The sequence below is a fragment of the Pseudomonas sp. A0308 genome, from assembly GCF_044218815.1.
Classification (GTDB): Bacteria; Pseudomonadota; Gammaproteobacteria; order Pseudomonadales; family Pseudomonadaceae; genus Aquipseudomonas; species Aquipseudomonas iridis.
Genome location: NZ_CP162581.1, coordinates 1,502,320 through 1,522,380 on the forward strand (window position 1 = coordinate 1,502,320; position 20,061 = coordinate 1,522,380).

Here is a 20,061-nt window from a genome sequence, read left to right on the forward strand (position 1 = left end):
CGAAGCTCCCTGTGGGAGCTGGCTTGCCAGCGATGAGGCCAGCACAATCATTGTTTATCTAACTGCCCCACGCAACTCCCCCACCAACCCCTGCAACTTCGCCGGCTCAGCCGCTTCCACAGCAACAGCAGAACCCGCCACCAGCGTCACCCGCGACCACAACCGCCGAAACACGCCTTTGTTCGGGTCGCGACTGAAGAAACTTCCCCACAACCCCTGCAATGCCAGCGGAATCACCGGCACCGGTGTCTCTTCGAGAATCCGCGTCAGCCCGCCCTTGAACTCGTTGATCTCGCCATCGGTCGTCAACTTGCCCTCAGGGAAGATGCACACCAGTTCACCGTCCTTCAGATATTGGGCGATCCGGCTGAAGGCCTTTTCGTAGATCTGGATGTCTTCGTTGCGACCGGCAATCGGAATCGTACCGGCCGTGCGAAAGATAAAGTTCAGCACCGGCAGGTTGTAGATTTTGTAGTACATGACGAAGCGAATTGGCCTACGCACTGCGCCGCCAATCAGCAACGCATCGACGAACGAAACGTGATTGCACACCAGTAACGCCGCACCTTCATCCGGAATCGCGTCCAGGTTGCGATGTTCGACGCGGTACATGGAATGGCTGAGCAGCCAGATCATGAAGCGCATGCTGAACTCGGGGACGATCTTGAAGATGTAGGCATTGACGCCGATGTTGAGCAGCGACACCACGAGGAACAGCTGCGGGATCGACAGCTCGACCACACTCAGCAGCACGATCGATACGATGGCCGAAATAACCATAAACAGCGCGTTGAGAATGTTGTTGGCCGCGATCACCCGTGCCCGCTCGTTCTCGGCAGTGCGCGACTGGATCAACGCATACAGCGGCACGATGTAGAAACCACCGAAGACACCGAGGCCGAGAATGTCGAACAGCACCGCCCAGGTGTGGCCAAAACTCAGCACTTCAATCCAGCTATGGCCGGTGACGCTGTCGGGAATTCCCCCGGAATGCCACCACAGCAGCAGGCCGAACACGGTCAGACCGAACGAACCAAACGGCACCAGACCGATCTCGACTTTGCGCCCGGAAAGCTTCTCGCAGAGCATCGAACCCAGCGCGATCCCGACCGAGAATACAGTGAGGATCAAGGTGACCACGGTTTCGTCGCCGTGCATCCACTCCTTGGCGTAGGCCGGGATCTGCGTCAGATAAATCGCCCCGACAAACCAGAACCACGAGTTACCAACTATCGAGCGCGACACCGCCGGCGTCTGGCCCAAGCCCAGTTTCAGGGTGGCCCAGGACTGGCTGAAGATGTTCCAGTTCAGGCGCATATCCGGGGATGAAGCCGCCGCGCGGGGAATGCTGCGGCTGGCCAGATAACCCAGCACCGCAATGCCGACGATGGCGATCGACACCAGCGGCGCGTAGTGGGTCGACGACATGATCACACCGGCGCCGATGGTGCCGGCCAGAATCGCGAGGAACGTGCCCATCTCCACCAGACCGTTGCCGCCGACCAGCTCTTCTTCGCGCAAGGCTTGCGGCAGGATCGAATACTTCACCGGCCCGAACAGCGCCGAGTGGGTGCCCATGGCGAACAACGCCACCAGCATCAGCCACAAGTGATCGAAGAGAAAGCCGACGGATCCCACAGCCATGATGGCGATTTCCGCCAGTTTGATCAGACGGATCAACGCATCCTTGGCGAATTTCTCGCCGAACTGCCCGGCCAGCGCCGAGAACAGGAAGAACGGCAGGATAAACAGCAACGCACACAGGTTGACCCAGATCGAGCGGTCACCTTCGATGGTCAGCCGATAGAGAATGGCGAGGATCAACGACTGCTTGAACACGTTGTCGTTAAACGCGCCGAGCGACTGCGTAATGAAGAACGGCAGGAAGCGCCGGGTGCGCAGCAGGTTGAACTGTGAGGGGTGACTCATCTTCCGTGTTTCCCTGATGTTTAAGGTAGAGAGGCCTGGATACTGCTTATTGGAATGCCGATCCGCGATCCAGGCCACACCTTACCTAAACTTTTCAGGTTATTTCTTCAAACCTGCAATGCACGGCGAGACAAACAGTTCGCCGCGCCACGCACCTTGTACGGTGCGCTTGCCAACGATCAGCCACATCACCGCCAACAATGTCACCAACACGCAGCCGACTACGCTGAAAAAGCCAAGGTTCAGCGTACTGGCGAGTTTCAGGGTCGCCAGCGAATACACGCCCAACGGGAAGGTGAAACCCCACCAGCCGAGGTTGAACGGAATGCCGTCACGCAGATAGCGAACGGTGATCAGCAATGCCATCAGCATCCACCACAGCCCGAACCCCCACAGGGTGATCCCGGCCACCAGACCGATGCCCGAAGCGATTTCGCCAATGCCCGGCAAGCCGTTGGCAGCGAAAATCGCCGGTGCTTCAGCGCCCATCAACAACATGCCCAGCGCACCGGTGCCGATTGGCCCGAGTGCCAGCCAGCTCGAGGCGGCCATGTTTTCGTGGGGCAGTTTGTGCAGGGCCATGCGCAACAACAGGATGGTCAGAATGCTGAACGCCACCGGTAGGGAAAATGCCCAGAGCACGTAGCTTGTGGTCAGCACCACCAGTTGCGAGTGAGCATCGGTCAGGTGCGGCGCGAGCAGACCACCACTGGCCGCCGCGACTTCTGCTGCCACCACCGGCAACAGCCAAACGGCAGTCATCTGGTCGATGCTGTGTTCCTGACGGGTAAACATCATGTAGGGGATCAATACGCCACAGGCCAGCGACATCGCCACATCGATCCACCACAGCACTTCGGCAAGCTGAATGACGCCCTCGCCCCAACGCGGTAGCCCGAACAGCAGAAAGCCGTTGATGATCGTTGCCAGGCCCATGGGAATGGTGCCGAAGAACATCGACACGGTGGAATGCCCGAAAATCCGCCGTGCCTCGTCGAAGAACAGAATCCAGCGGGCGGCGTAGGCTACGGTAAACAAGGTGAACAACAGGATGTTGAACAGCCACAGCCCTTCGGCCACGGCGTGTAAACCGGGGATCGCGACCGGCAAATTCGCCAAGGCCAGTGCCAGCACACCGGTACCCATGGTCGCAGCGAACCAGTTCGGCGTGAATTGGCGGATCACTTCGCGCGGGTGCTGAAGTTGGCTGAGCGGCTTTAAACCGGGTTTGGCGTTGTTGGGGCAAATCATCATGAAATCCTCTTCCTCTGGTGAGGTTGAGTCCATGGTAGATCCGAATCGAATATCTATATAACGGGTAATATCTCTAACTGTTATCTATTCTATAGATAAGCAGTCAAACGCTGCCTTCGCACTCGATTACCAAAATCCGCGCCACGCCCTGCGGATGGGCAACGTGTTCGGTGCCGACCGAGGCGTAAAAGATATCACCAACTTCGAGCATGACTCGCTCTTCTTCACCATTTTCGCGATAGCGCATCTGCACCTGCCCATCGAGTACCACGAACACTTCCTCACCATCGTTGACGTGCCATTTATACGGTTGATCAGTCCAGTGCAGGCGCGTGGTGATGCCGTTCATGTTGGCGATGTCCAGGGCACCCCAGGCACGCTCGGCGGTGAAGGTTTTGCTGCGAATAATCTTCATGAGTCGATCCGTTGGCAGAATGGCTGCGCAAGGCTAACCGAAAGCGCAGTGGTTATGGAGCGCCGCACACCTTGACCGGTCGAGCCCGCAGACTGAGCAAAAGCGCCGCCACTGCCAGCACGATCAGCACCGCACCATACACATCGGTCGTCGCGAGCAGCCCCAGGCGATGGGTGAAATGTCCAGCCAATAGCGCTGGCAAGCAAAACGCCAGATAACTCAGCACATAAAACGCCGACATCAACCCGGCCCGCTCATGGGGCAAGGCCAGCGGTACGAGGCTGCGTACCGCGCCGAGAAATCCGGCACCGAATCCACAACCGGCCACCAGCGTGCCGAGGAAGAACAGCGACAGGCTGGCGCTGTGCACACCGAGCAGGATCAACACCAGCCCGATCGGCAGCAAGCTTGCGCCCAACTGCAAAGCGCGCGTGGCAGGACGATTGCGCAGGATGAAGATCATCAGTGCCCCGGTCACGGTCAATGCCGCTACGGTTGCGCCGCCGATCAGGTTGGACGTGGAGCCTGTGGCGGTGCGCACCAGCGACGGTGCGAGCGATGCGTAAAAACCACCGAGCGCCCAGGTCGCGGTATTCAGTGGCAGGACCCGCCACAGCGTTGCGCGAGCCTGAACCGGCACATGCAGTGTCGGTCGCAACGATGCCCATGCGCCCGCTTGCGGGGTGACGCTTTCGGGTAGCCGCCAGACATAAAGTGCCTGCCCCACAAACAGCGCGAGCAGTAACCAATAGGTCAGTTGCAACGGCGCCGGCGCGAACTCCGCCAACAAGCCACAGCCCATGCCGCCCAGCGCCATGCCCAGCAATGGCGCGACGCTGTTGATCAACGGCCCTTGCTGACGGTCAATGTCGAGCAATGTGGCGCTGAGGACGGCAGTCGCCATGCCGGTGGCGAAACCTTGCAGCACGCGCGCGCTGATCAACCACGTCACGCTGTCGGCGCTGATGAACAGCAGCATCGCCAGTGCGTTGAGCAACACGGCGGTGAAGATCACCGGTTTGCGTCCCAGATGATCGGAGAGCGAACCGACGGTTAAAAGCGCCGCCAACAGACTCAGAGCGTAAACGCCGAAGATCAGGGTCAGCACCGCTGCCGAGAAGTGCAGTTGATCCTGATACAGGTGGTACAGCGGTGTCGGCGCGGTGGAAGCGGCGAGAAAACTGAGTAAGGTGATCGCCAGAAACCACAGGCTGGGACGGTTGGACGCTAATCGGGACTGGGGGTTAATCATTTGCACACTCCGCAAAAGCTAATTTTTTGCTTTTGCGGAGTGTGCTACCGCTCAATGCTTAAAGCAAATTCTTTGTGTTAAGGTCTGACGCATGGCTATTAAAGAAGGTTTACGCCCCGGCGGTCGCAGTGCCCGGGTGCAAGAGTCGATACATTCGGCAGTCCGCGCATTGCTGCAAGAGCAGGAGCGCTCGACCGTGACCGTCCCGCAGATTGCAGCGCGTGCGGGCGTTACGCCGTCGACGATCTATCGGCGCTGGGGCGATCTGGCGGCGTTGCTGGCCGACGTCGCCCTGGCCCGCATGCGCCCCGACAGCGAGCCCGCGGAAACCGGCAGCCTGCGCAGCGACATCCGCGCATGGGCCGAGCAATATCTCGACGAGATGAGCTCCGAGCCTGGGCGCAACATGATGCGCGACGTGCAGGCGAGCGCCACGCCGGGGTATTGCGTGGCGATCATCGGCGCGCAGTTGCAGACCATTATCGAGCGCCATCCCGATGAGGCGGCGCCCAGTGTCGATCGGTTGATCAATCAGGTGGTGGCGCCGGTCGTGTTCCGGATTCTGTTTTCAGCGGCGGCGCTGGAGGTGGATGAATTGCATCGGCTGATTGATATCGCGTTGCAGCAGGACTAACGCCATCGCTGGCAAGCCAGCTCCCACAAGATCTGTGGAGTTCACAAATTTTGTGTTCACTGAAGATCCCTGTGGGGGGCTGGCTTGCCAGCGATGAGACCTTAACGGTCACCGCAGAACCGCCCGGTTCCATTCCTGCGACACCCCGCCACGCCAAGACCTTGGTCGACACTGACTAACCGCCGCGCGCATGCGAGACTGTCCGCCCGGGCAGGAGTGCCGGGGAGTCTTTAGTCGGGAGTGTTGCATGTCGTTGTCCACCGGGCTGATCGCCGCCGTCGCCCTGGCCTATATGGCCATCATGTTCGCCATCGCCTTCTACGGCGACCGTCGCAGCACACCGTTGCCGCCGCGAGTGCGCGCGTGGGTCTACAGCCTGTCGCTGGCGGTTTATTGCACCAGTTGGACATTTTTCGGCGCGGTCGGCCAGGCGGCTGAACAGTTGTGGTCCTTCCTGCCGATTTACCTCGGGCCGATATTGCTGTTGGTCGGGGCGCCGTGGGTCTTGCAGAAAATGGTGATGATCAGCAAACAGGAGAACATCACCTCCATCGCTGACTTCATCGCTGCGCGCTACGGCAAATCGCAATCGCTGGCGGTCGTCGTCGCGCTGATCTGCCTGGTCGGCGTCCTCCCCTACATCGCTCTGCAACTCAAGGGCATCGTCCTCGGTGTGAACCTGTTGATCGGTGCTGGTGCCGATGCAATGGGCACGCGCGCCCAGGACACCGCATTGATCGTGTCACTGGTGCTGGCGCTGTTCACCATCGTCTTCGGCACGCGCAACCTCGACGCCACCGAGCACCACCGCGGCATGGTGCTGGCGATTGCCTTTGAGTCGCTGGTCAAGCTGTTCGCCTTTCTCGCCGTCGGCGCGTTTGTGACGTATGGCCTCTACGACGGTTTCGACGACCTGTTCAATCAAGCCATGCTCGCCCCGCGCCTCGAGGAATACTGGAAAGAAACCATTAATTGGCCGTCGATGGTGGTACAGACCGGCGTCGCGATGATGGCGATCATCTGCCTGCCACGGCAGTTTCACGTCACGGTGGTCGAGAACATTGATCCGCAGGATCTGCGCCTGGCCAAATGGGTGTTCCCCGCGTACCTCGCGCTGGCGGCACTGTTTGTAGTCCCGATCGCTTTGGCCGGTCAGATGCTGCTGCCGAGCGACGTATTGCCCGACTCGTTCGTGATCAGTCTGCCGCTGGCTCAGGCCCATCCGGCGTTGGCGATGCTGGCGTTTATCGGCGGCGCGTCGGCGGCCACCGGCATGGTCATTGTCGCGAGTGTGGCGCTGTCGACCATGGTTTCCAACGACATGCTGTTGCCGTGGCTGCTGCGACGCAATAACGCCGAGCGCCCGTTTGAAGTGTTCCGCCAGTGGATGCTGTCGGTGCGGCGCGTGAGCATTGTGGTGATTCTGTTGCTGGCGTACGTCAGCTATCGCCTGCTCGGTTCGACGGCGAGCCTGGCGACCATTGGCCAGATTGCCTTCGCCGCCGTGACCCAACTGGCGCCGGCCATGCTCGGCGCGCTGTACTGGAAACAGGCCAACCGGCGTGGCGTGTTCGCCGGTCTCGCCGCCGGCACTTTCCTGTGGTTTTACACGCTGGTTTTGCCGATTGCCGCCCACAGCCTCGGCTGGTCGCTGAACAGTTTCCCGGGGTTGGCGTGGCTGCACAGTAACCCGCTGAACCTGCCAATCAGCCCGCTGACCCAAGGCGTGGTGTTGTCACTGGCCGGCAATTTCACGCTGTTTGCCTGGGTTTCGGTGCTGTCGCGCACGCGGGTGTCGGAGCACTGGCAGGCTGGGCGATTCATCGGTCAGGAGATCAGCGCCCGCCCCAGTGCGCGGTCGATGCTGTCGGTGCAGGTCGACGATCTGCTGCAACTGGCGGCGCGGTTTGTCGGTGAGGAGCGTGCTCGCCAGAGCTTTATTCGATTCGCCTACCGCCAAGGCAAGGCTTTCAACCCGAATCAGAACGCCGACGGCGAATGGATCGCCCATACCGAGCGCTTGCTGGCCGGTGTCCTGGGCGCTTCTTCGACGCGAGCGGTGGTAAAAGCCGCGATCGAAGGTCGGGAAATGCAGTTGGAGGACGTAGTCCGAATCGCTGACGAAGCCTCGGAAGTCCTGCAATTCAACCGCGCTCTGCTGCAAGGCGCGATTGAAAACATCACCCAAGGCATCAGCGTGGTCGACCAGTCGCTGAAGCTTGTCGCCTGGAACCGACGTTACCTGGAGTTGTTCAACTACCCGGACGGTTTGATCAGCGTCGGCAGGCCAATCGCCGACATCATTCGCTACAACGCCGAGCGCGGGTTGTGTGGTCCCGGGGAGGCTGAAGTGCATGTCGCGCGTCGTTTGCACTGGATGCGTCAGGGCCGCGCGCACACCTCCGAACGGCTGTTCCCCAACGGCCGGGTGATTGAGCTGATCGGCAATCCGATGCCCGGTGGCGGCTTCGTCATGAGTTTCACCGACATCACCGCGTTCCGTGAAGCCGAACAGGCGCTGACCGAGGCCAACGAAGGCTTGGAACAACGAGTCAGCGAGCGAACCCAGGAACTGTCGCAACTCAACGTCGCGCTGACCGAAGCCAAGGGCACCGCCGAAACCGCCAACCAATCGAAAACCCGATTTCTCGCGGCAGTCAGCCATGACTTGATGCAGCCGTTGAACGCCGCGCGACTGTTCTCCGCCGCCCTCTCCCACCAAGACGACGGCTTGAGCAGCGAGGCGCAGAAACTTGTGCAGCATCTCGACAGTTCGTTGCGTTCGGCCGAGGATCTGATCAGCGATCTGCTGGACATTTCCCGCCTGGAAAACGGCAAGATCAATCCCGACCGCAAGTCCTTTGCGGTGAACGAACTGTTCGACATTCTCGGCGCCGAGTTCAAGGCGCTGGCCCAGGAGCAAGGTTTGACCTTCCGTGTGCGTGGCAGCCACATGCGCATCGACAGCGACATCAAGTTGCTGCGGCGGATTCTGCAAAACTTCCTGACCAACGCTTTTCGCTATGCCAAAGGCCCGGTATTGCTCGGTGTACGGCGGCGCGGCGGGAAGTTGTGCCTGGAAGTATGGGATCGCGGACCGGGCATTCCGGAAGACAAGCAACAGGTGATATTCGAGGAATTCAAACGTCTCGACAGCCATCAGACGCGCGCCGAAAAAGGCCTCGGGCTTGGGCTGGCAATCGCTGATGGCCTGTGCCGCGTACTCGGGCATACCCTGCGCGTGCGCTCGTGGCCGGGGCGCGGCAGTGTGTTCAGCGTTACGGTGCCGTATGCGCGTACGCAAACCATACCGGCCATTGCCTCTGTGGAATTGAACGGCAAACTGCAGAACGGCGCACAAGTACTGTGCATCGACAATGAAGACAGCATTCTGATCGGCATGAACAGCCTGTTAAGCCGCTGGGGCTGCCAGGTCTGGACGGCGCGCAATCGCGAGGAATGCGAGGCATTGCTCAGTGACGGAGTGCGGCCGCAACTGGCGCTGGTCGACTATCACCTGGATCACGGCGATACCGGCACCGAGTTGATGGCGTGGCTGCGCACGCGTCTCGGCGAGCCGGTGCCGGGCGTGGTGATCAGCGCCGACGGACGCCCGGAGATGATTGCGCAGGTGCATGCAGCGGGGCTGGATTATCTGGCCAAACCGGTGAAACCGGCGGCGTTGCGGGCGTTGTTGAGTCGGTATCTACCGCTGTAAACGTACGACTTGGGTGTTGTAGCGATACCGCTGCCGTCCTCACAAGCAAGCTCGCTCCCACAATGTTCAGATGATTCATGTGGGAGCGAGCCTGCTCGCGAAGCTTTCCAGACTACTCCGGCAACTCAACCAACCCATCAACATCCGTCATCGCCCGCTCCAGCAGATCCGCCGGCAAGCTTTTGCTCGCCCGTGCGCCCAACAGTTTGAGCTGCTCGCTGCGGCTGACCAGGTTGCCGCGCCCTTCTGTCAGTTTGTTGCGCGCCGAGCTGTAGGCTTTGTCCAGTTGTTGCAGACGATTGCCGACTTCGTCCAGATCCTGAATAAACAGCACGAACTTGTCGTAAAGCCAGCCGGCGCGCTCGGCGATTTCCCGCGCGTTCTGGCTCTGGCGCTCTTGCTTCCACAGGCTGTCAATGACGCGCAATGTCGCCAGCAATGTGGTTGGGCTGACGATCACGATGTTGCGGTCGAACGCCTCCTGAAACAGCGATGGCTCGGCCTGCAATGCCGCCGAAAACGCGGCTTCGATCGGCACGAAGAGCAAAACGAAATCGAGGCTGTGCAGGCCTTCCAGGCGTTTGTAATCCTTGCCGGCGAGGCCTTTGACATGGTTGCGCAGGGACAGTACGTGCTGCTTGATCGCGATCTGCCCGAGCGTGTCGTCCTCGGCCGCGACGTATTGCTGATACGCCGTGAGACTGACCTTGGAGTCGACCACCACCTGTTTGTCGCCTGGCAGATAAATGACCACGTCTGGCTGGAAACGCTCACCATCCGGGCCTTTGAGATTGACCTGCGTCTGGTACTCGCGACCCTTCTCTAGGCCTGCATGTTCCAGCACGCGTTCGAGAATCAACTCGCCCCAATTGCCTTGGGTTTTCTGGCCTTTAAGGGCACGGGTCAGGTTCGTGGCTTCGTCACTCAAACGCAGATTGAGCGCTTGCAGACGCTCCAGTTCCTTGGCCAGCGAAAAGCGTTCGCGGGCCTCGGCCTGGTAACTTTCTTCCACACGTTTTTCGAAGGATTGAATGCGTTCTTTCAACGGATCGAGCAACTGACCGAGGCGTTGTTGACTGGTTTCGGCAAAGCGCTGCTCACGCTCGTCGAAGATCTTGCCCGCCAGCTCGGCGAACTGCGCCCGCAATTCATCACGCGAACCCTGCAGATCATCGAGGCGCTGTTGATGGCTCTCCTGCTGCTCGCGCAGTTCGGCGTTCAGCGAAGCCGCCTGCGCGTCGAGACGACGCAGTTCGGCCTCCTTGTTGGCGCGCTCAAGGTTCCAGGCGTGGGAGGCGTCACGGGCGTCGTCACGTTCTATCTGCAACAGCTCGACTTCGCGGCGCAGGGCTGCCAGTTCTGCTTGCTTGGCGGCGTTGGCCTGGCCGAGGTCGGCGATTTCATCGCGGCCGGCTTCCAGTTGCGCGTTGAGCCCGTCCTGCGCCAGTTGCGCCATGGCCAACCGCTCTTCCAGCAACGCCACCTGCGCTTGCCCGTTGCTTGCCCGACGTTGCAGTTGCCAGGCCAAAGCCAACAACGGCAGCCCAGCGCCTGCGAGACCGAGCAATACGCTGGTCAAGTCCATAGCCATAGCGACTCCTGCCGATCGGTTAAAGCCTGAAGGGTAACCAAGGTGTCAGAACTTGGACAGCTCAGTCTTCGAGCAGGCCGAGTTCCACTTGGGCACGATGATCGCCAGCGCGAGCAGCCTGACGCAGCAGATCCTGACCGATGCGGCGATCGCGTGCATTACCACACTCGCGGCACATCAACTGGCCGAGGCGGCTTTGCGCGGCAACCACACCTTCGCGCGCCGGTTGCTTGAGCAGGCGGCCGGCAAGGTGCTTGGCGTTGTGGCTTTCGCTCAGGCGCGGGCTGTCGAGCAGCCATTCGGCCACGCGTACGGAAAATCGCTTGGGCGGGATAACAGGAGGGGGTTGTGAGGTAACAGGGTCTGATACTGAGCGAAACTTCATAAAGCACTGTGGGACAGATCGGAAGGCGCGCCACTCTACTCTCTTTTTCTTACAGGTAAAGTCGAAATAAAACCCGGCACGCCCGTCCTAGAGCAAGCGCTCGGGACAATCCACAGAAGCTGTGGATAAGTCAGTGGACAACCGTCCTCCAACCCTCGCAAAGCCTTATGGAATGGGGCCCGCAGTCAAACTGACGATTTTTTCACCAACAAAAAAAAGCGATGTTTTTCATTGACTTAAACTTTCGATACAGGCAGCCATCAGGGTCAGGTTTGATATGACAGTGCCGTTACAGCCTGTGCAACTAATGTGCACAAGTACCTGTTACCCGGTTATATCGGTGCGCTTTTTCGGGTCGTTTTGCGCTTCGGGCTGGGGATAAGCGGCGTCTCGGTGGGAACCGCGCACGGTTTTGTGGCGACGAGTGGTCAACCTGACGTTTCATTTGTTATCCGATTACCGCCCCCGCGAGCAAGCTCGCCCCCACAATCGGCTGCGTTTTCTTGTAGAACACAACTTTTTTGGCGCAGGGTTTGCTTTACCAATTTCGATCCGTTACTATCCGCGGCGTTAGTACCAAGCTGAAAGTCAATTCCGGTCGAACAATCCCCACGGTGCGCCTTCCAACAAGAAGCCCTCACCGAAAAAAAGCGGATACGACCCCTCGATGGTTTCCAGGTAAATCTTGCGACGACACAGCCTTTGAATGATGCAAAGGGTGTTGCGAAGACCTATTACTCTGACCGAACCAACCTGCAAATTGATCAGGATCTTCACCCCGGGCCCAGAACCTTTGCCCTTGATGTGTTGCCTGTCCTCCTAAGTACCTACCTGCCAGCCCAAGCGCGCCAAATTATCAGCGCTTCAAACTGGCTGCTTTGTTCCAGTCGGGTTCTTCGTTCGACCAATGGTGGTCGACGTTACTGGAACGTTTTAACGTTGCACGGTTCTTATCCGTGTCATTTGTAGGAACACCTAATAACTATGTCGACTCAAATCCATACTCAGGACGCCATTCGCGCCCTAACCAACGCTTTTGCTCCAATGAACTGCCTGATCATGGCCGCTCGCAAAGGCTGCTTCAGCTTCACACTGGTCAACGAACACGGGATCGCCCGCCACAGCGAGCGTCTGTATCCCGATCAGTACTCCAGCGCCGAACCGCTGCAGGCTGTTATTGATCGAACGCGTCAGGCACTGGTTGCCTGAGAGCCGAAAAGGCTGCAACAAACGAAGCCCCGCTTAAAACGCGGGGCTTTTTATTGCCTGATGTTTCACTTTTAAGCCTTGGCGCCTAAGCACCATCGGATATAACGGTTATAACGTGCAGCCGGAAATATTTTAAAAACAGTCCTTTACGTCGCGAATATGACACTACACTTCAACTCAAGCGGCGTTGTCCGCTTCCGGCGAGCCTGAACCGATCCACCGCTGCCAAGGCCCCTTTCAGGTGTCGCCGCCCAATAACAAGATCGAGGGCTTTATGGGTATCGCTGCCAGCGAACTGTGCCGCTACGTGATTCGCCCCACGCTGATTTATCTGGGCCGTCACTGCGCCACCGCCGAATCACTGTTGCTGGGCATCGCCGCCAGCCAGTCAGCCCTCGGCTCCGCCCTGCATGACCGCCGTGGACACGGCCTCTACCGCATTGCCGAGCATCGCCATCAAGCACTCTGGGATGACTATCTGGCGCTTGATCCGGAACGTGCCAGCCTCGTTCGCGGACTGGCCAGCCAACACGCATTTCTCAGCGGACCGCACCTGGAATTGACCGTCAATCTGCGTTACGCCACAGCTATCGCCTGGCTGCTGGTCGAAGAACAAAACCCCACCCTCCCCGACCCGAACGACTTGCTCGGTATGGCGCGTATCTGGCGTCAGACCTTCCAGCCTCAAGGTCGTCTGCGCGATTTCACCTGCGCCTGGCAGACTTGTGTTTCACCGCTGAATCAGGTCGCTTGCTGACCGTCCAGTTCCGCAAGATCCTGTAACAGGTCGCGAATTTGGTCGGATTGTCCTACAAAACCGCTCTAAATCAAGGCATTCAGGCTATAGCGCTGGGACGAAAATGTTGGTAATTTTCGCCCCGGTGATCATCAGGAGTTCTAATAATGAAAAAAGTAATGCTCAAAACCACCCTTAGCCTTGCCGTTACCTTGGCATCCACGCAGATTTTCGCCGCTGGCTTTGCCATCAACGAACACAGCATTAGCGGGATGGGGACTGGGTACGCCGGGCGATCTTCTTCTGCCGATGACGCAAGCACTGTTTATGGCAACCCTGCCGGCATGTCGCGCATCAAGCGCGAACAAATCACCGGCGGCGCTGCATTCCTCGACGCATCGACCGATATCAGCAACGCCAGCTCCAGCCCGAATGGCGGGAGCAACAAAGGCGACATGGTGCCCTTCACCGCCGTACCTATGGGCTACTACGTCAAGCCAATCGACGATCACTGGGCATTCGGTTTCGGCGTTTACGTGCCGTTCGGCCTGATCACCGACTATGAAAACAACTTCGCCGGCCGCTACTTTGGCAGCAAGTCGGAAGTGCAAGTCATCACCTTCCAGCCGACCATCAGCTACGCCTTCAACGACAAGGTGTCGATCGGTTTCGGTCCGACCATCAACCGCATCGACGGCAAGCTGGAATCCAACCTGTCAATCACCCCGGCCTTCCCCGATGGCAAGGTCAAGATCAAGGGTGACGACACCGCGCTGGGCTACAACATCGGTGTATTGGTACAAGCGACCGACTCCACCCGCGTGGGTCTGACTTACCACTCGAAAGTCGACTACAAGCTCGAAGGCGACACCAAGGTCAACTACGGCGTACTGGGCCTGGCCGGTCTGAGCTCCAGCCAGAAGTACGACGCGTCGCTGAAGATCACCACACCTGAGTCGGTGGATTTGTCCGTCACTCAAGCGATCAACGATCAGTGGACTGTTTACGCCGGTTCGACTTTTACCCGCTGGAGCCAGCTGGATAAAATCACCGTCGAGAACTCCGGCGTTCAGCCTGCACTGGCCGGTCAGTTTGGCGAAATCAACGAAGACCAGAACTGGCACGACTCCTGGGCGTACGCGATCGGTACTTCGTACCAGTTGAACAAGGAATGGGTGCTGCGCACCGGTCTGACCTTCGACCAGTCGCCGACCAACAACGTCGACCGTTCGCCACGCATCCCGACTGGCGACCGGACCATCTTCAGCGTCGGTGCCGGCTGGAGCCCGACCGAAGACCTGACCATCGACGTCGCCTATTCGTACCTGAAGGAAGAGTCGGTCAACGTTCGTAACGAAAACAATCGTGGCCAGACTTACAACGCCAAGTATGAAAACTCGGCAAACGGCTTCGGCGTCGGCGCTACCTACCGCTTCTGATGCTATCGGGCGGGGCTAACCCCTCGCCCACTGAAAAGCCCCGCTCTCTTTGCAGAAGGCGGGGCTTTTTTATGCCTGGCTCGTTGACCCTGAGCCTTAGGGTTTCAGCGGTTTCGAGGCGATAGCTTTTTCGATCGCCGCAATAAACTCCGGATCATTCGGTTTGGTCAGGCTGGAGAAGTTGGCGATCACCTTGCCTTGGCGATCCACTACATATTTGTAGAAATTCCACTTCGGCGCGCTGCTCTGAGCGGCCAACACCTGGAACATATGCGTGGCATCATCGCCGCGGACTTTCTGCGGCTCGGTCATGGCAAACGTCACGCCGTAGTTGGCGTAGCAGACCTTGGCGGTCTCGACGCTGTCCTTGGACTCCTGCTTGAAGTCATTGGAAGGCACGCCGAGCATTTCCAGCCCCTGCGCCTTGTAGCGTTGATTGAGCGCCTCAAGGCCTTCGAATTGCGGCGCAAAACCGCAGAAGCTGGCGGTGTTGATCACCACCAGCGGTTTGTCCGCGTACTGCTTGCACAGATCGATGGATTCCTTGGCACGCAACTTGGGCAGCGAGCCTTGCAACAATTCCGGACAGTCAGCGGCCTGGGCCAGGCCAGTCAACCCCATCAGCAACACGGGAACAGCACACCAGCGCATTAGCATGTCGAGCATCCTTGAACAGTCATCAGCCTTCGAAGTTACTCGCCAAGCACGTCTCTAGCAAATGCTCATGCCCAACTGCATCAAGGCAAGGCCGCCCTGATGCCAGCCCCACCACACCAGCGCCAACAATGCAGCAGCCAGCGCGGTAATGACGATTCGCGGCCAGAAACGGCTCATGCGACGCTCACACGAGGTTGCAGACGTTCGACCGGGCGCTCGCGCACCGGCCAGTTCAACGCCGCCGCCAGCACACTCAGAAGCACCGCCACTTGCCAGATCAAGTCATAACTCCCGGTACGGTCATACACCACCCCGCCCAGCCAGCCGCCGAGGAACGAACCGAGCTGATGGAACAGGAACACAATACCTCCGAGCATGGACAGATTTCGCACGCCGAACAAGGTCGCCACCGTGCCGTTGGTCAATGGCACCGTCGACAGCCACAGGAAGCCCATGGCCATGCCGAACAGATAGGCCGTCGTGGTCGTCACCGGCAGCCACAGGAACAGCACGATCACCACCGCCCTCATCAAATACAGCGCCGTCAGCAAACGCGGTTTGGACATACGCCCACCCAACCATCCGGCCGTGTACGTGCCGAAGATATTGAACAGCCCGATCAACGCCAGCACCGTAGTGCCGACGGTGGCCGGCAGATGTTGATCGACCAGATACGCCGGCAAATGCACGCCGATAAACACCACCTGAAACCCGCAGACGAAGAAACCGAGCGCCAACAGCCAGAATCCGGAATGCGAACAGGCTTCGCGAAGGGCTTCGGACAGCGTCTGCTCATGGCCCAGTATCGGCAGCGGCTTGTCCTTGAGCATGCTCACCAGCGGCACAATCATCGCCACCAACAGACCCAACACGAGCAATGCGGCCGACCAGCCGAGCCAACCAATCAGTCCGAGCGTGCCCGGCAACATGGCGAACTGCCCGAACGATCCGGCGGCACTGGCGATGCCCATGCCCATGCTGCGTTTCTCCGGCGGCACGGCCCGCCCGACCACGCCGAGGATCACCGAAAACGAAGTGCCGGACAGGCCGATACCGATCAGCAACCCAGCGCTCAATGACAACGTCATCGCCGAGTCGGACAAGCCCATGCACACCAGACCCACGGCATAGAGCACCCCGCCAACCAGCACCACTTTCGCCGCGCCAAAACGGTCGGCCAGCGCGCCGGTGAACGGCTGCGCCAGACCCCAGATCAAATTCTGCAAGGCAATGGCGAAGGCGAATACCTCACGCCCCCAGCCGAACTGCGCGCTCATCGGTGAAAGGAACAGGCCAAAGCCGTGTCGCACGCCCAATGACAACGCCAGGATCAGCGCACTTCCGAGCAACACCCAACCGCACGTACGCCACATCGATGTCATTATTATTCTCCAGTCGCGGGTATATACCCGCTTGAGCTCGAACAAACTGGTATCAAGCCAGTTCGTCGAGCAATTTCAGCAAGGTTTCACGCTTCTCCGCGCCCAGACGATCAATCAATCGCTGTTGCGCCGCTTCCCAGGCCGGCAAGGCTGCTGCCAGACGTTGCGCACCGGTTTCGGTGAGACAGACGATGCGATTGCGCATGTCTTCGCCCTCAGCCAGCGCCACCAGCCCTTCGCCTTCCAGCACCCGCAGATTGCGCCCGAGGGTGCTGCGATCCAGGCCCATGGCTTCGGCGAGTTCGGAAATGCTCGGCTGATCCAGACGCTGCAGATTGCACAGCAAAGAATACTGGGCAACGTTGATCCCGAAGCCGTCGAGAGCGCCGTCGTAATGCCTGCTGACGCCACGAGCGGCGCGACGCAGGTTGGTGCACAAACACTGAGAAGGAAGCATGATGCGTGTATATACCCGCGAATGTGTTAAATCAAGTTATAGATCAAAAGATCGCAGCCTTCGGCAGCTCCTGCATTGGGATGCTTACCCTGTAGGAGCTGCCGAAGGCTGCGATCTTTTGACGTTAAAGCAGCACGATTCCAACCAGCACCGCCATCTCCAGCAATTCCAGCAGCGCCCCGGCGGTATCTCCGGTCGTGCCGCTTAACCGCCGCATCATCACATGCCGCAGCCAGATAAATACGCCGACCGCCACCAGCAGCGCAATAATCGCCTGGGACCCGGCAATCGCCACGCAGGCTAGCGCGCTACCGCCCAGCACCCACCATCCCGCCTTGCGCGGCAGATGATCGGCCAGTGCCTGCCCCAACCCACCCTTGCGCACGTACGGCGTGGTCAGAAACAACCCCAGCAACGCCGCGCGCCCAAGCAGCGGCGCGATGATCAGCACCAGACCTTGCTGCTGCTCGATCAGCGCCAGCAACGCGGCAAACTTGAGCAGCAACACCAGCACCAGCGTCACCACCGCAATCGGCCCGCTGCGCGGATCTTTCATGATCGTCAGGGTACGTTCGCGATCACCGAAGCCGCCGAGCCAGGCATCGGCGCTGTCCGCCAGGCCATCAAGGTGCAATGCGCCGCTGAGCAATACCCAAATCGTCAACAGCAATGCCGCATGCAACAGCAGCGGCGCGCCCGCCAATGCCAGGTTCAGCCCCCAAAGAATCACCCCGAACAGCATTCCCACCAGCGGATAGAACAGCAGTGAACGCCCCAGTTGCCCGGGCTCCGGCATCCCCGGCAGACGAATCGGCAGACTGCTGAGAAATTGCAGAGCGATCCACAGCGGCAACATGTCAGCGACCTTCCTTGAGTGAACCATCGGCTTCAACACTCAGCGAAAACAGCGCACCGTGCGCCACTTCGACGTTGAGCAATTGCTCACGCGGCAATCCCCGCGCCTGCGCCAGCAACAAACGCATGACACCGCCATGACTGACCAGCAACACGCGCTCGCCAGCGTACGCTGCTTGCAGCCGTGCAACGGCCGTCAGTACTCGCGAAGAAAAATCGCTGACCGGCTCACCCTGCGGTGGCGTAAACGTATATGGATCGGCCCAGAACAGCCCTAACGCTTCGGCATCCGTCTCCATCAGCGCCGCCGCGCTCTGCCCCTCCCACGCGCCGAAATGCAGTTCTTGCAGATCCTTTTCCAGATGCACCGGCAGATTCAGCTGCTCACCCAACTCTGCGGCAAACCGCGCACAGCGCTGCAACGGCGAACTGACCAAGCGATCCCACGGCCCCCCTTCGAGCACCGCTTCGCGCATCTGCGCCCAACCCTTTTCGGTGAGCGCATCGTCGAGGCTGCCGCGCAAACCACCGCCGAGTTCGGTTTCACCATGGCGCAGCAGATCAAGTCGCAAGGTCATGCCGGACGATCCGCCACCGCCGCTTCCGCGAACGTTGCCATCTGCCCGTGCAGATCACACGCCAGACGCAACAACGGCACCGCCAACGCCGCACCACTGCCCTCGCCCAGGCGCAGGCCCAGTTCGAGCAAAGGTTCTGCGCTCAGGGTTTCCAGCACATGACGATGGCCCGGCTCGGCCCCGCGATGGCCGAACAGCAGCCACTCGCGACAGGCAGGATTCAAACGCACCGCCACCAGCGCAGCGACTGTGCAGATAAAGCCGTCGACCAATACCGCGATACCTTCCTGCGCACAGGCCAGATACGCGCCGACCAGTGCGGCGATTTCGAAACCGCCCACGTTGAACAGCGTCTGCAATGCATCACCGCGCTGGGCCGCGTGCAGGGCCAGGGCGCGCTCGATCACTTGCGCTTTATGGCTGACGCCTTCGGCGTTCAGGCCAGTACCCGGGCCGGTCAGATGCATCACCGGGCAATCGAGCAAGGCACAGGCCAGGGCACTTGCCGCAGCGGTGTTGCCGATGCCCATTTCCCCGCCGATGAACAGCTGAGTGCCGGCAGCTTTCGCCCGCAGCGCGCTGTCGCGACCAGCCTGTAAAGCCAATTCGCCCTGGGCCTGAGTCATCGCCGCGCCCTTGGCGAAATTTGCCGTGCCCGGGCCGATGTTCAAGTGGCGCACGCCCGGCAGGTTCAGCGACGGCGTCACCGTGCCCAAATCCACCACTTCCAGCTGCGCATGGAGTTGACGCGCGAGCACGCTGATCGCCGCGCCACCGCTGACGAAGTTGAGCAACATCTGCCCGGTGACTTCCTGCGGAAATGCCGACACACCTTCAGCGACCACACCGTGGTCACCGGCAAAAATCGCAATCCAGACCTGCGCAAGCGTCGGTTTGACCTGCCCTTGCAGGCCGGCCAGTTGCACCGCCACCGACTCAAGACGCCCCAGCGAACCGGCCGGTTTGGTCAGTTGCTGTTGCCGTGCCGCCGCTTGTTCAACGATATCGGCATGCACCGCTTTACACGGATTGAGCCACCAGGCTTGAGTCATAACGCAGGTCCTTTCAGGGTCAGGGGCAGGCCGGCGACGGTCAACACGACACGCTGACAGCGCTCAGCCAGGGCTTGATGCAGCCAACCGGCTTCATCGACGTAGCGGCGAGTCAATTCGCCCAGCGGCACGACACCCATTCCGGTCTCGTTGCTGACAAAAATGATTTCGCCCGGCAGTGACGCCAGGCAGTCCAGCAGGGCTTCGCGTTCGGCGGCGAGGCGAGTGGCGTCTTCGAGCATCAGCAGATTGGTCAGCCACAGCGTCAGGCAATCGACCAGCAGGCAGCGCTCGGCGCTGGCGTTTTCACGCAAGATGCGGGCGAGTTCCAGCGGCTCTTCGATGAGTGCCCATTCGACAGGACGGCGCGCGCGGTGATGGGCGACACGCTCGCTCATTTCACCGTCCAGCGGCTGGCTGGTGGCGATGTAGGTGACGGCCAACGCGCTGTCAGTCGCGAGTTTTTCGGCGAGGCGACTTTTGCCGGAGCGGGCGCCGCCGAGGATCAGCTGAAGCAT

Annotated in this window: 19 protein-coding genes; 5 read left to right on the forward strand and 14 right to left on the reverse strand. The window is 59.9% G+C overall.

The annotated features are described in order from the left end of the window. Positions 1 to 54: 54 nt before the first annotated feature. The 4 genes from AB4P92_RS07005 to AB4P92_RS07020 form a co-directional block, all read right to left on the reverse strand. Positions 55 to 1,929 carry an MFS transporter gene (locus AB4P92_RS07005; protein WP_042558336.1) on the reverse strand — a complete coding sequence of 625 codons (1,875 nt, stop codon included), beginning with the start codon at positions 1,927 to 1,929 and terminating at the stop codon, positions 55 to 57. A 99-nt stretch (positions 1,930 to 2,028) separates the two neighbouring features. Next, positions 2,029 to 3,180 carry a TDT family transporter gene (locus AB4P92_RS07010; RefSeq protein ID WP_395599660.1) on the reverse strand — a complete coding sequence of 384 codons (1,152 nt, stop codon included), beginning with the start codon at positions 3,178 to 3,180 and terminating at the stop codon, positions 2,029 to 2,031. Positions 3,181 to 3,286: 106 nt separating this feature from the next. Continuing rightward, entirely contained in the window at positions 3,287 to 3,598 is a 312-nt protein-coding gene (locus AB4P92_RS07015) for a cupin domain-containing protein (protein ID WP_042558335.1), read from the reverse strand. 52 nt (positions 3,599 to 3,650) lie between these two features. Then, positions 3,651 to 4,850, reverse strand: a complete 1,200-nt coding sequence (locus AB4P92_RS07020) for an MFS transporter (RefSeq protein ID WP_273875089.1) — start codon at positions 4,848 to 4,850, stop codon at positions 3,651 to 3,653. Between the two features lie 91 nt (positions 4,851 to 4,941). Here AB4P92_RS07020 and AB4P92_RS07025 point away from each other — a divergent pair, with 91 nt between their 5' ends. Continuing rightward, complete coding sequence (locus tag AB4P92_RS07025; RefSeq protein ID WP_042558333.1) at positions 4,942 to 5,484, forward strand: TetR/AcrR family transcriptional regulator; 543 nt, start codon at positions 4,942 to 4,944, stop codon at positions 5,482 to 5,484. A gap of 247 nt (positions 5,485 to 5,731) precedes the next feature. Further along, positions 5,732 to 9,202 carry a PAS domain-containing hybrid sensor histidine kinase/response regulator gene (locus AB4P92_RS07030; RefSeq protein WP_261736972.1) on the forward strand — a complete coding sequence of 1,157 codons (3,471 nt, stop codon included), beginning with the start codon at positions 5,732 to 5,734 and terminating at the stop codon, positions 9,200 to 9,202. A gap of 112 nt (positions 9,203 to 9,314) precedes the next feature. Here the strand turns inward: AB4P92_RS07030 and rmuC are convergent, their stop codons facing one another. Both rmuC and AB4P92_RS07040 read right to left on the reverse strand, forming a co-directional pair. Beyond that, positions 9,315 to 10,679, reverse strand: coding sequence for a DNA recombination protein RmuC (gene rmuC, locus AB4P92_RS07035; RefSeq protein ID WP_191624053.1), 1,365 nt, complete (start codon positions 10,677 to 10,679; stop codon positions 9,315 to 9,317). A 175-nt stretch (positions 10,680 to 10,854) separates the two neighbouring features. Next, positions 10,855 to 11,178 (reverse strand): sel1 repeat family protein, encoded by a 324-nt coding sequence (locus AB4P92_RS07040; protein ID WP_047300324.1) that lies wholly within the window; start codon positions 11,176 to 11,178, stop codon positions 10,855 to 10,857. A 984-nt stretch (positions 11,179 to 12,162) separates the two neighbouring features. Between AB4P92_RS07040 and AB4P92_RS07045 the strand changes: the two genes are divergently transcribed. From AB4P92_RS07045 to AB4P92_RS07055, 3 genes are all read left to right on the forward strand, one after another. Continuing rightward, positions 12,163 to 12,387, forward strand: a complete 225-nt coding sequence (locus tag AB4P92_RS07045; RefSeq protein ID WP_042558329.1) for a hypothetical protein — start codon at positions 12,163 to 12,165, stop codon at positions 12,385 to 12,387. A 274-nt stretch (positions 12,388 to 12,661) separates the two neighbouring features. Beyond that, on the forward strand, positions 12,662 to 13,144 hold the full coding sequence (locus tag AB4P92_RS07050; RefSeq protein WP_042558328.1) for a hypothetical protein: 483 nt from the start codon (positions 12,662 to 12,664) through the stop codon (positions 13,142 to 13,144). 146 nt (positions 13,145 to 13,290) lie between these two features. Next, positions 13,291 to 14,562 (forward strand): OmpP1/FadL family transporter, encoded by a 1,272-nt coding sequence (locus AB4P92_RS07055; RefSeq protein WP_042558327.1) that lies wholly within the window; start codon positions 13,291 to 13,293, stop codon positions 14,560 to 14,562. A gap of 96 nt (positions 14,563 to 14,658) precedes the next feature. Here the strand turns inward: AB4P92_RS07055 and AB4P92_RS07060 are convergent, their stop codons facing one another. The 8 genes from AB4P92_RS07060 to cobU form a co-directional block, all read right to left on the reverse strand. Beyond that, complete coding sequence (locus tag AB4P92_RS07060; RefSeq protein ID WP_395599180.1) at positions 14,659 to 15,219, reverse strand: glutathione peroxidase; 561 nt, start codon at positions 15,217 to 15,219, stop codon at positions 14,659 to 14,661. A 54-nt stretch (positions 15,220 to 15,273) separates the two neighbouring features. Next, positions 15,274 to 15,396 carry a hypothetical protein gene (locus AB4P92_RS07065; RefSeq protein WP_263480683.1) on the reverse strand — a complete coding sequence of 41 codons (123 nt, stop codon included), beginning with the start codon at positions 15,394 to 15,396 and terminating at the stop codon, positions 15,274 to 15,276. Then, on the reverse strand, positions 15,393 to 16,601 hold the full coding sequence (locus tag AB4P92_RS07070; RefSeq protein WP_261736971.1) for an MFS transporter: 1,209 nt from the start codon (positions 16,599 to 16,601) through the stop codon (positions 15,393 to 15,395). Before AB4P92_RS07070 ends, AB4P92_RS07065 begins: the two co-directional genes overlap by 4 nt. A gap of 52 nt (positions 16,602 to 16,653) precedes the next feature. Continuing rightward, positions 16,654 to 17,058 (reverse strand): MarR family winged helix-turn-helix transcriptional regulator, encoded by a 405-nt coding sequence (locus tag AB4P92_RS07075; RefSeq protein WP_042558324.1) that lies wholly within the window; start codon positions 17,056 to 17,058, stop codon positions 16,654 to 16,656. A 124-nt stretch (positions 17,059 to 17,182) separates the two neighbouring features. Then, the gene (locus AB4P92_RS07080; RefSeq protein ID WP_395599181.1) at positions 17,183 to 17,914 is read right to left on the reverse strand and encodes an adenosylcobinamide-GDP ribazoletransferase; all 732 of its coding nucleotides are present in this window, start codon (positions 17,912 to 17,914) and stop codon (positions 17,183 to 17,185) included. A 1-nt stretch (position 17,915) separates the two neighbouring features. Next, complete coding sequence (gene cobC, locus AB4P92_RS07085) at positions 17,916 to 18,491, reverse strand: alpha-ribazole phosphatase family protein (protein WP_395599182.1); 576 nt, start codon at positions 18,489 to 18,491, stop codon at positions 17,916 to 17,918. Next, positions 18,488 to 19,543: a nicotinate-nucleotide--dimethylbenzimidazole phosphoribosyltransferase gene (gene cobT, locus AB4P92_RS07090; RefSeq protein ID WP_395599183.1), complete on the reverse strand. Its 1,056-nt coding sequence runs from the start codon at positions 19,541 to 19,543 to the stop codon at positions 18,488 to 18,490. The genes cobC and cobT overlap by 4 nt, the downstream gene beginning before the upstream one ends. After that, positions 19,540 to 20,061: a bifunctional adenosylcobinamide kinase/adenosylcobinamide-phosphate guanylyltransferase gene (gene cobU, locus AB4P92_RS07095; protein WP_047300318.1), complete on the reverse strand. Its 522-nt coding sequence runs from the start codon at positions 20,059 to 20,061 to the stop codon at positions 19,540 to 19,542. The genes cobT and cobU overlap by 4 nt, the downstream gene beginning before the upstream one ends.

What these genes read in the sequence shown, in the direction of transcription:
- AB4P92_RS07080 (WP_395599181.1), bottom strand. Translation starts at nt 17,914, where the DNA reads ATGTTGCCGCTGTGGATCGCTCTGCAATTTCTCAGCAGTCTGCCGATT.
- AB4P92_RS07045 (WP_042558329.1), top strand. Translation starts at nt 12,163, where the DNA reads ATGTCGACTCAAATCCATACTCAGGACGCCATTCGCGCCCTAACCAAC.
- AB4P92_RS07065 (WP_263480683.1), bottom strand. Translation starts at nt 15,396, where the DNA reads ATGAGCCGTTTCTGGCCGCGAATCGTCATTACCGCGCTGGCTGCTGCA.
- cobU (WP_047300318.1), bottom strand. Translation starts at nt 20,061, where the DNA reads ATGCTTCAGCTGATCCTCGGCGGCGCCCGCTCCGGCAAAAGTCGCCTC.
- AB4P92_RS07005 (WP_042558336.1), bottom strand. Translation starts at nt 1,929, where the DNA reads ATGAGTCACCCCTCACAGTTCAACCTGCTGCGCACCCGGCGCTTCCTG.
- AB4P92_RS07060 (WP_395599180.1), bottom strand. Translation starts at nt 15,219, where the DNA reads ATGCTAATGCGCTGGTGTGCTGTTCCCGTGTTGCTGATGGGGTTGACT.
- AB4P92_RS07075 (WP_042558324.1), bottom strand. Translation starts at nt 17,058, where the DNA reads ATGCTTCCTTCTCAGTGTTTGTGCACCAACCTGCGTCGCGCCGCTCGT.
- cobC (WP_395599182.1), bottom strand. Translation starts at nt 18,491, where the DNA reads ATGACCTTGCGACTTGATCTGCTGCGCCATGGTGAAACCGAACTCGGC.
- AB4P92_RS07055 (WP_042558327.1), top strand. Translation starts at nt 13,291, where the DNA reads ATGAAAAAAGTAATGCTCAAAACCACCCTTAGCCTTGCCGTTACCTTG.
- AB4P92_RS07020 (WP_273875089.1), bottom strand. Translation starts at nt 4,850, where the DNA reads ATGATTAACCCCCAGTCCCGATTAGCGTCCAACCGTCCCAGCCTGTGG.
- AB4P92_RS07015 (WP_042558335.1), bottom strand. Translation starts at nt 3,598, where the DNA reads ATGAAGATTATTCGCAGCAAAACCTTCACCGCCGAGCGTGCCTGGGGT.
- AB4P92_RS07050 (WP_042558328.1), top strand. Translation starts at nt 12,662, where the DNA reads ATGGGTATCGCTGCCAGCGAACTGTGCCGCTACGTGATTCGCCCCACG.
- AB4P92_RS07070 (WP_261736971.1), bottom strand. Translation starts at nt 16,601, where the DNA reads ATGACATCGATGTGGCGTACGTGCGGTTGGGTGTTGCTCGGAAGTGCG.
- AB4P92_RS07030 (WP_261736972.1), top strand. Translation starts at nt 5,732, where the DNA reads ATGTCGTTGTCCACCGGGCTGATCGCCGCCGTCGCCCTGGCCTATATG.
- AB4P92_RS07040 (WP_047300324.1), bottom strand. Translation starts at nt 11,178, where the DNA reads ATGAAGTTTCGCTCAGTATCAGACCCTGTTACCTCACAACCCCCTCCT.
- cobT (WP_395599183.1), bottom strand. Translation starts at nt 19,543, where the DNA reads ATGACTCAAGCCTGGTGGCTCAATCCGTGTAAAGCGGTGCATGCCGAT.
- AB4P92_RS07010 (WP_395599660.1), bottom strand. Translation starts at nt 3,180, where the DNA reads ATGATTTGCCCCAACAACGCCAAACCCGGTTTAAAGCCGCTCAGCCAA.
- AB4P92_RS07025 (WP_042558333.1), top strand. Translation starts at nt 4,942, where the DNA reads ATGGCTATTAAAGAAGGTTTACGCCCCGGCGGTCGCAGTGCCCGGGTG.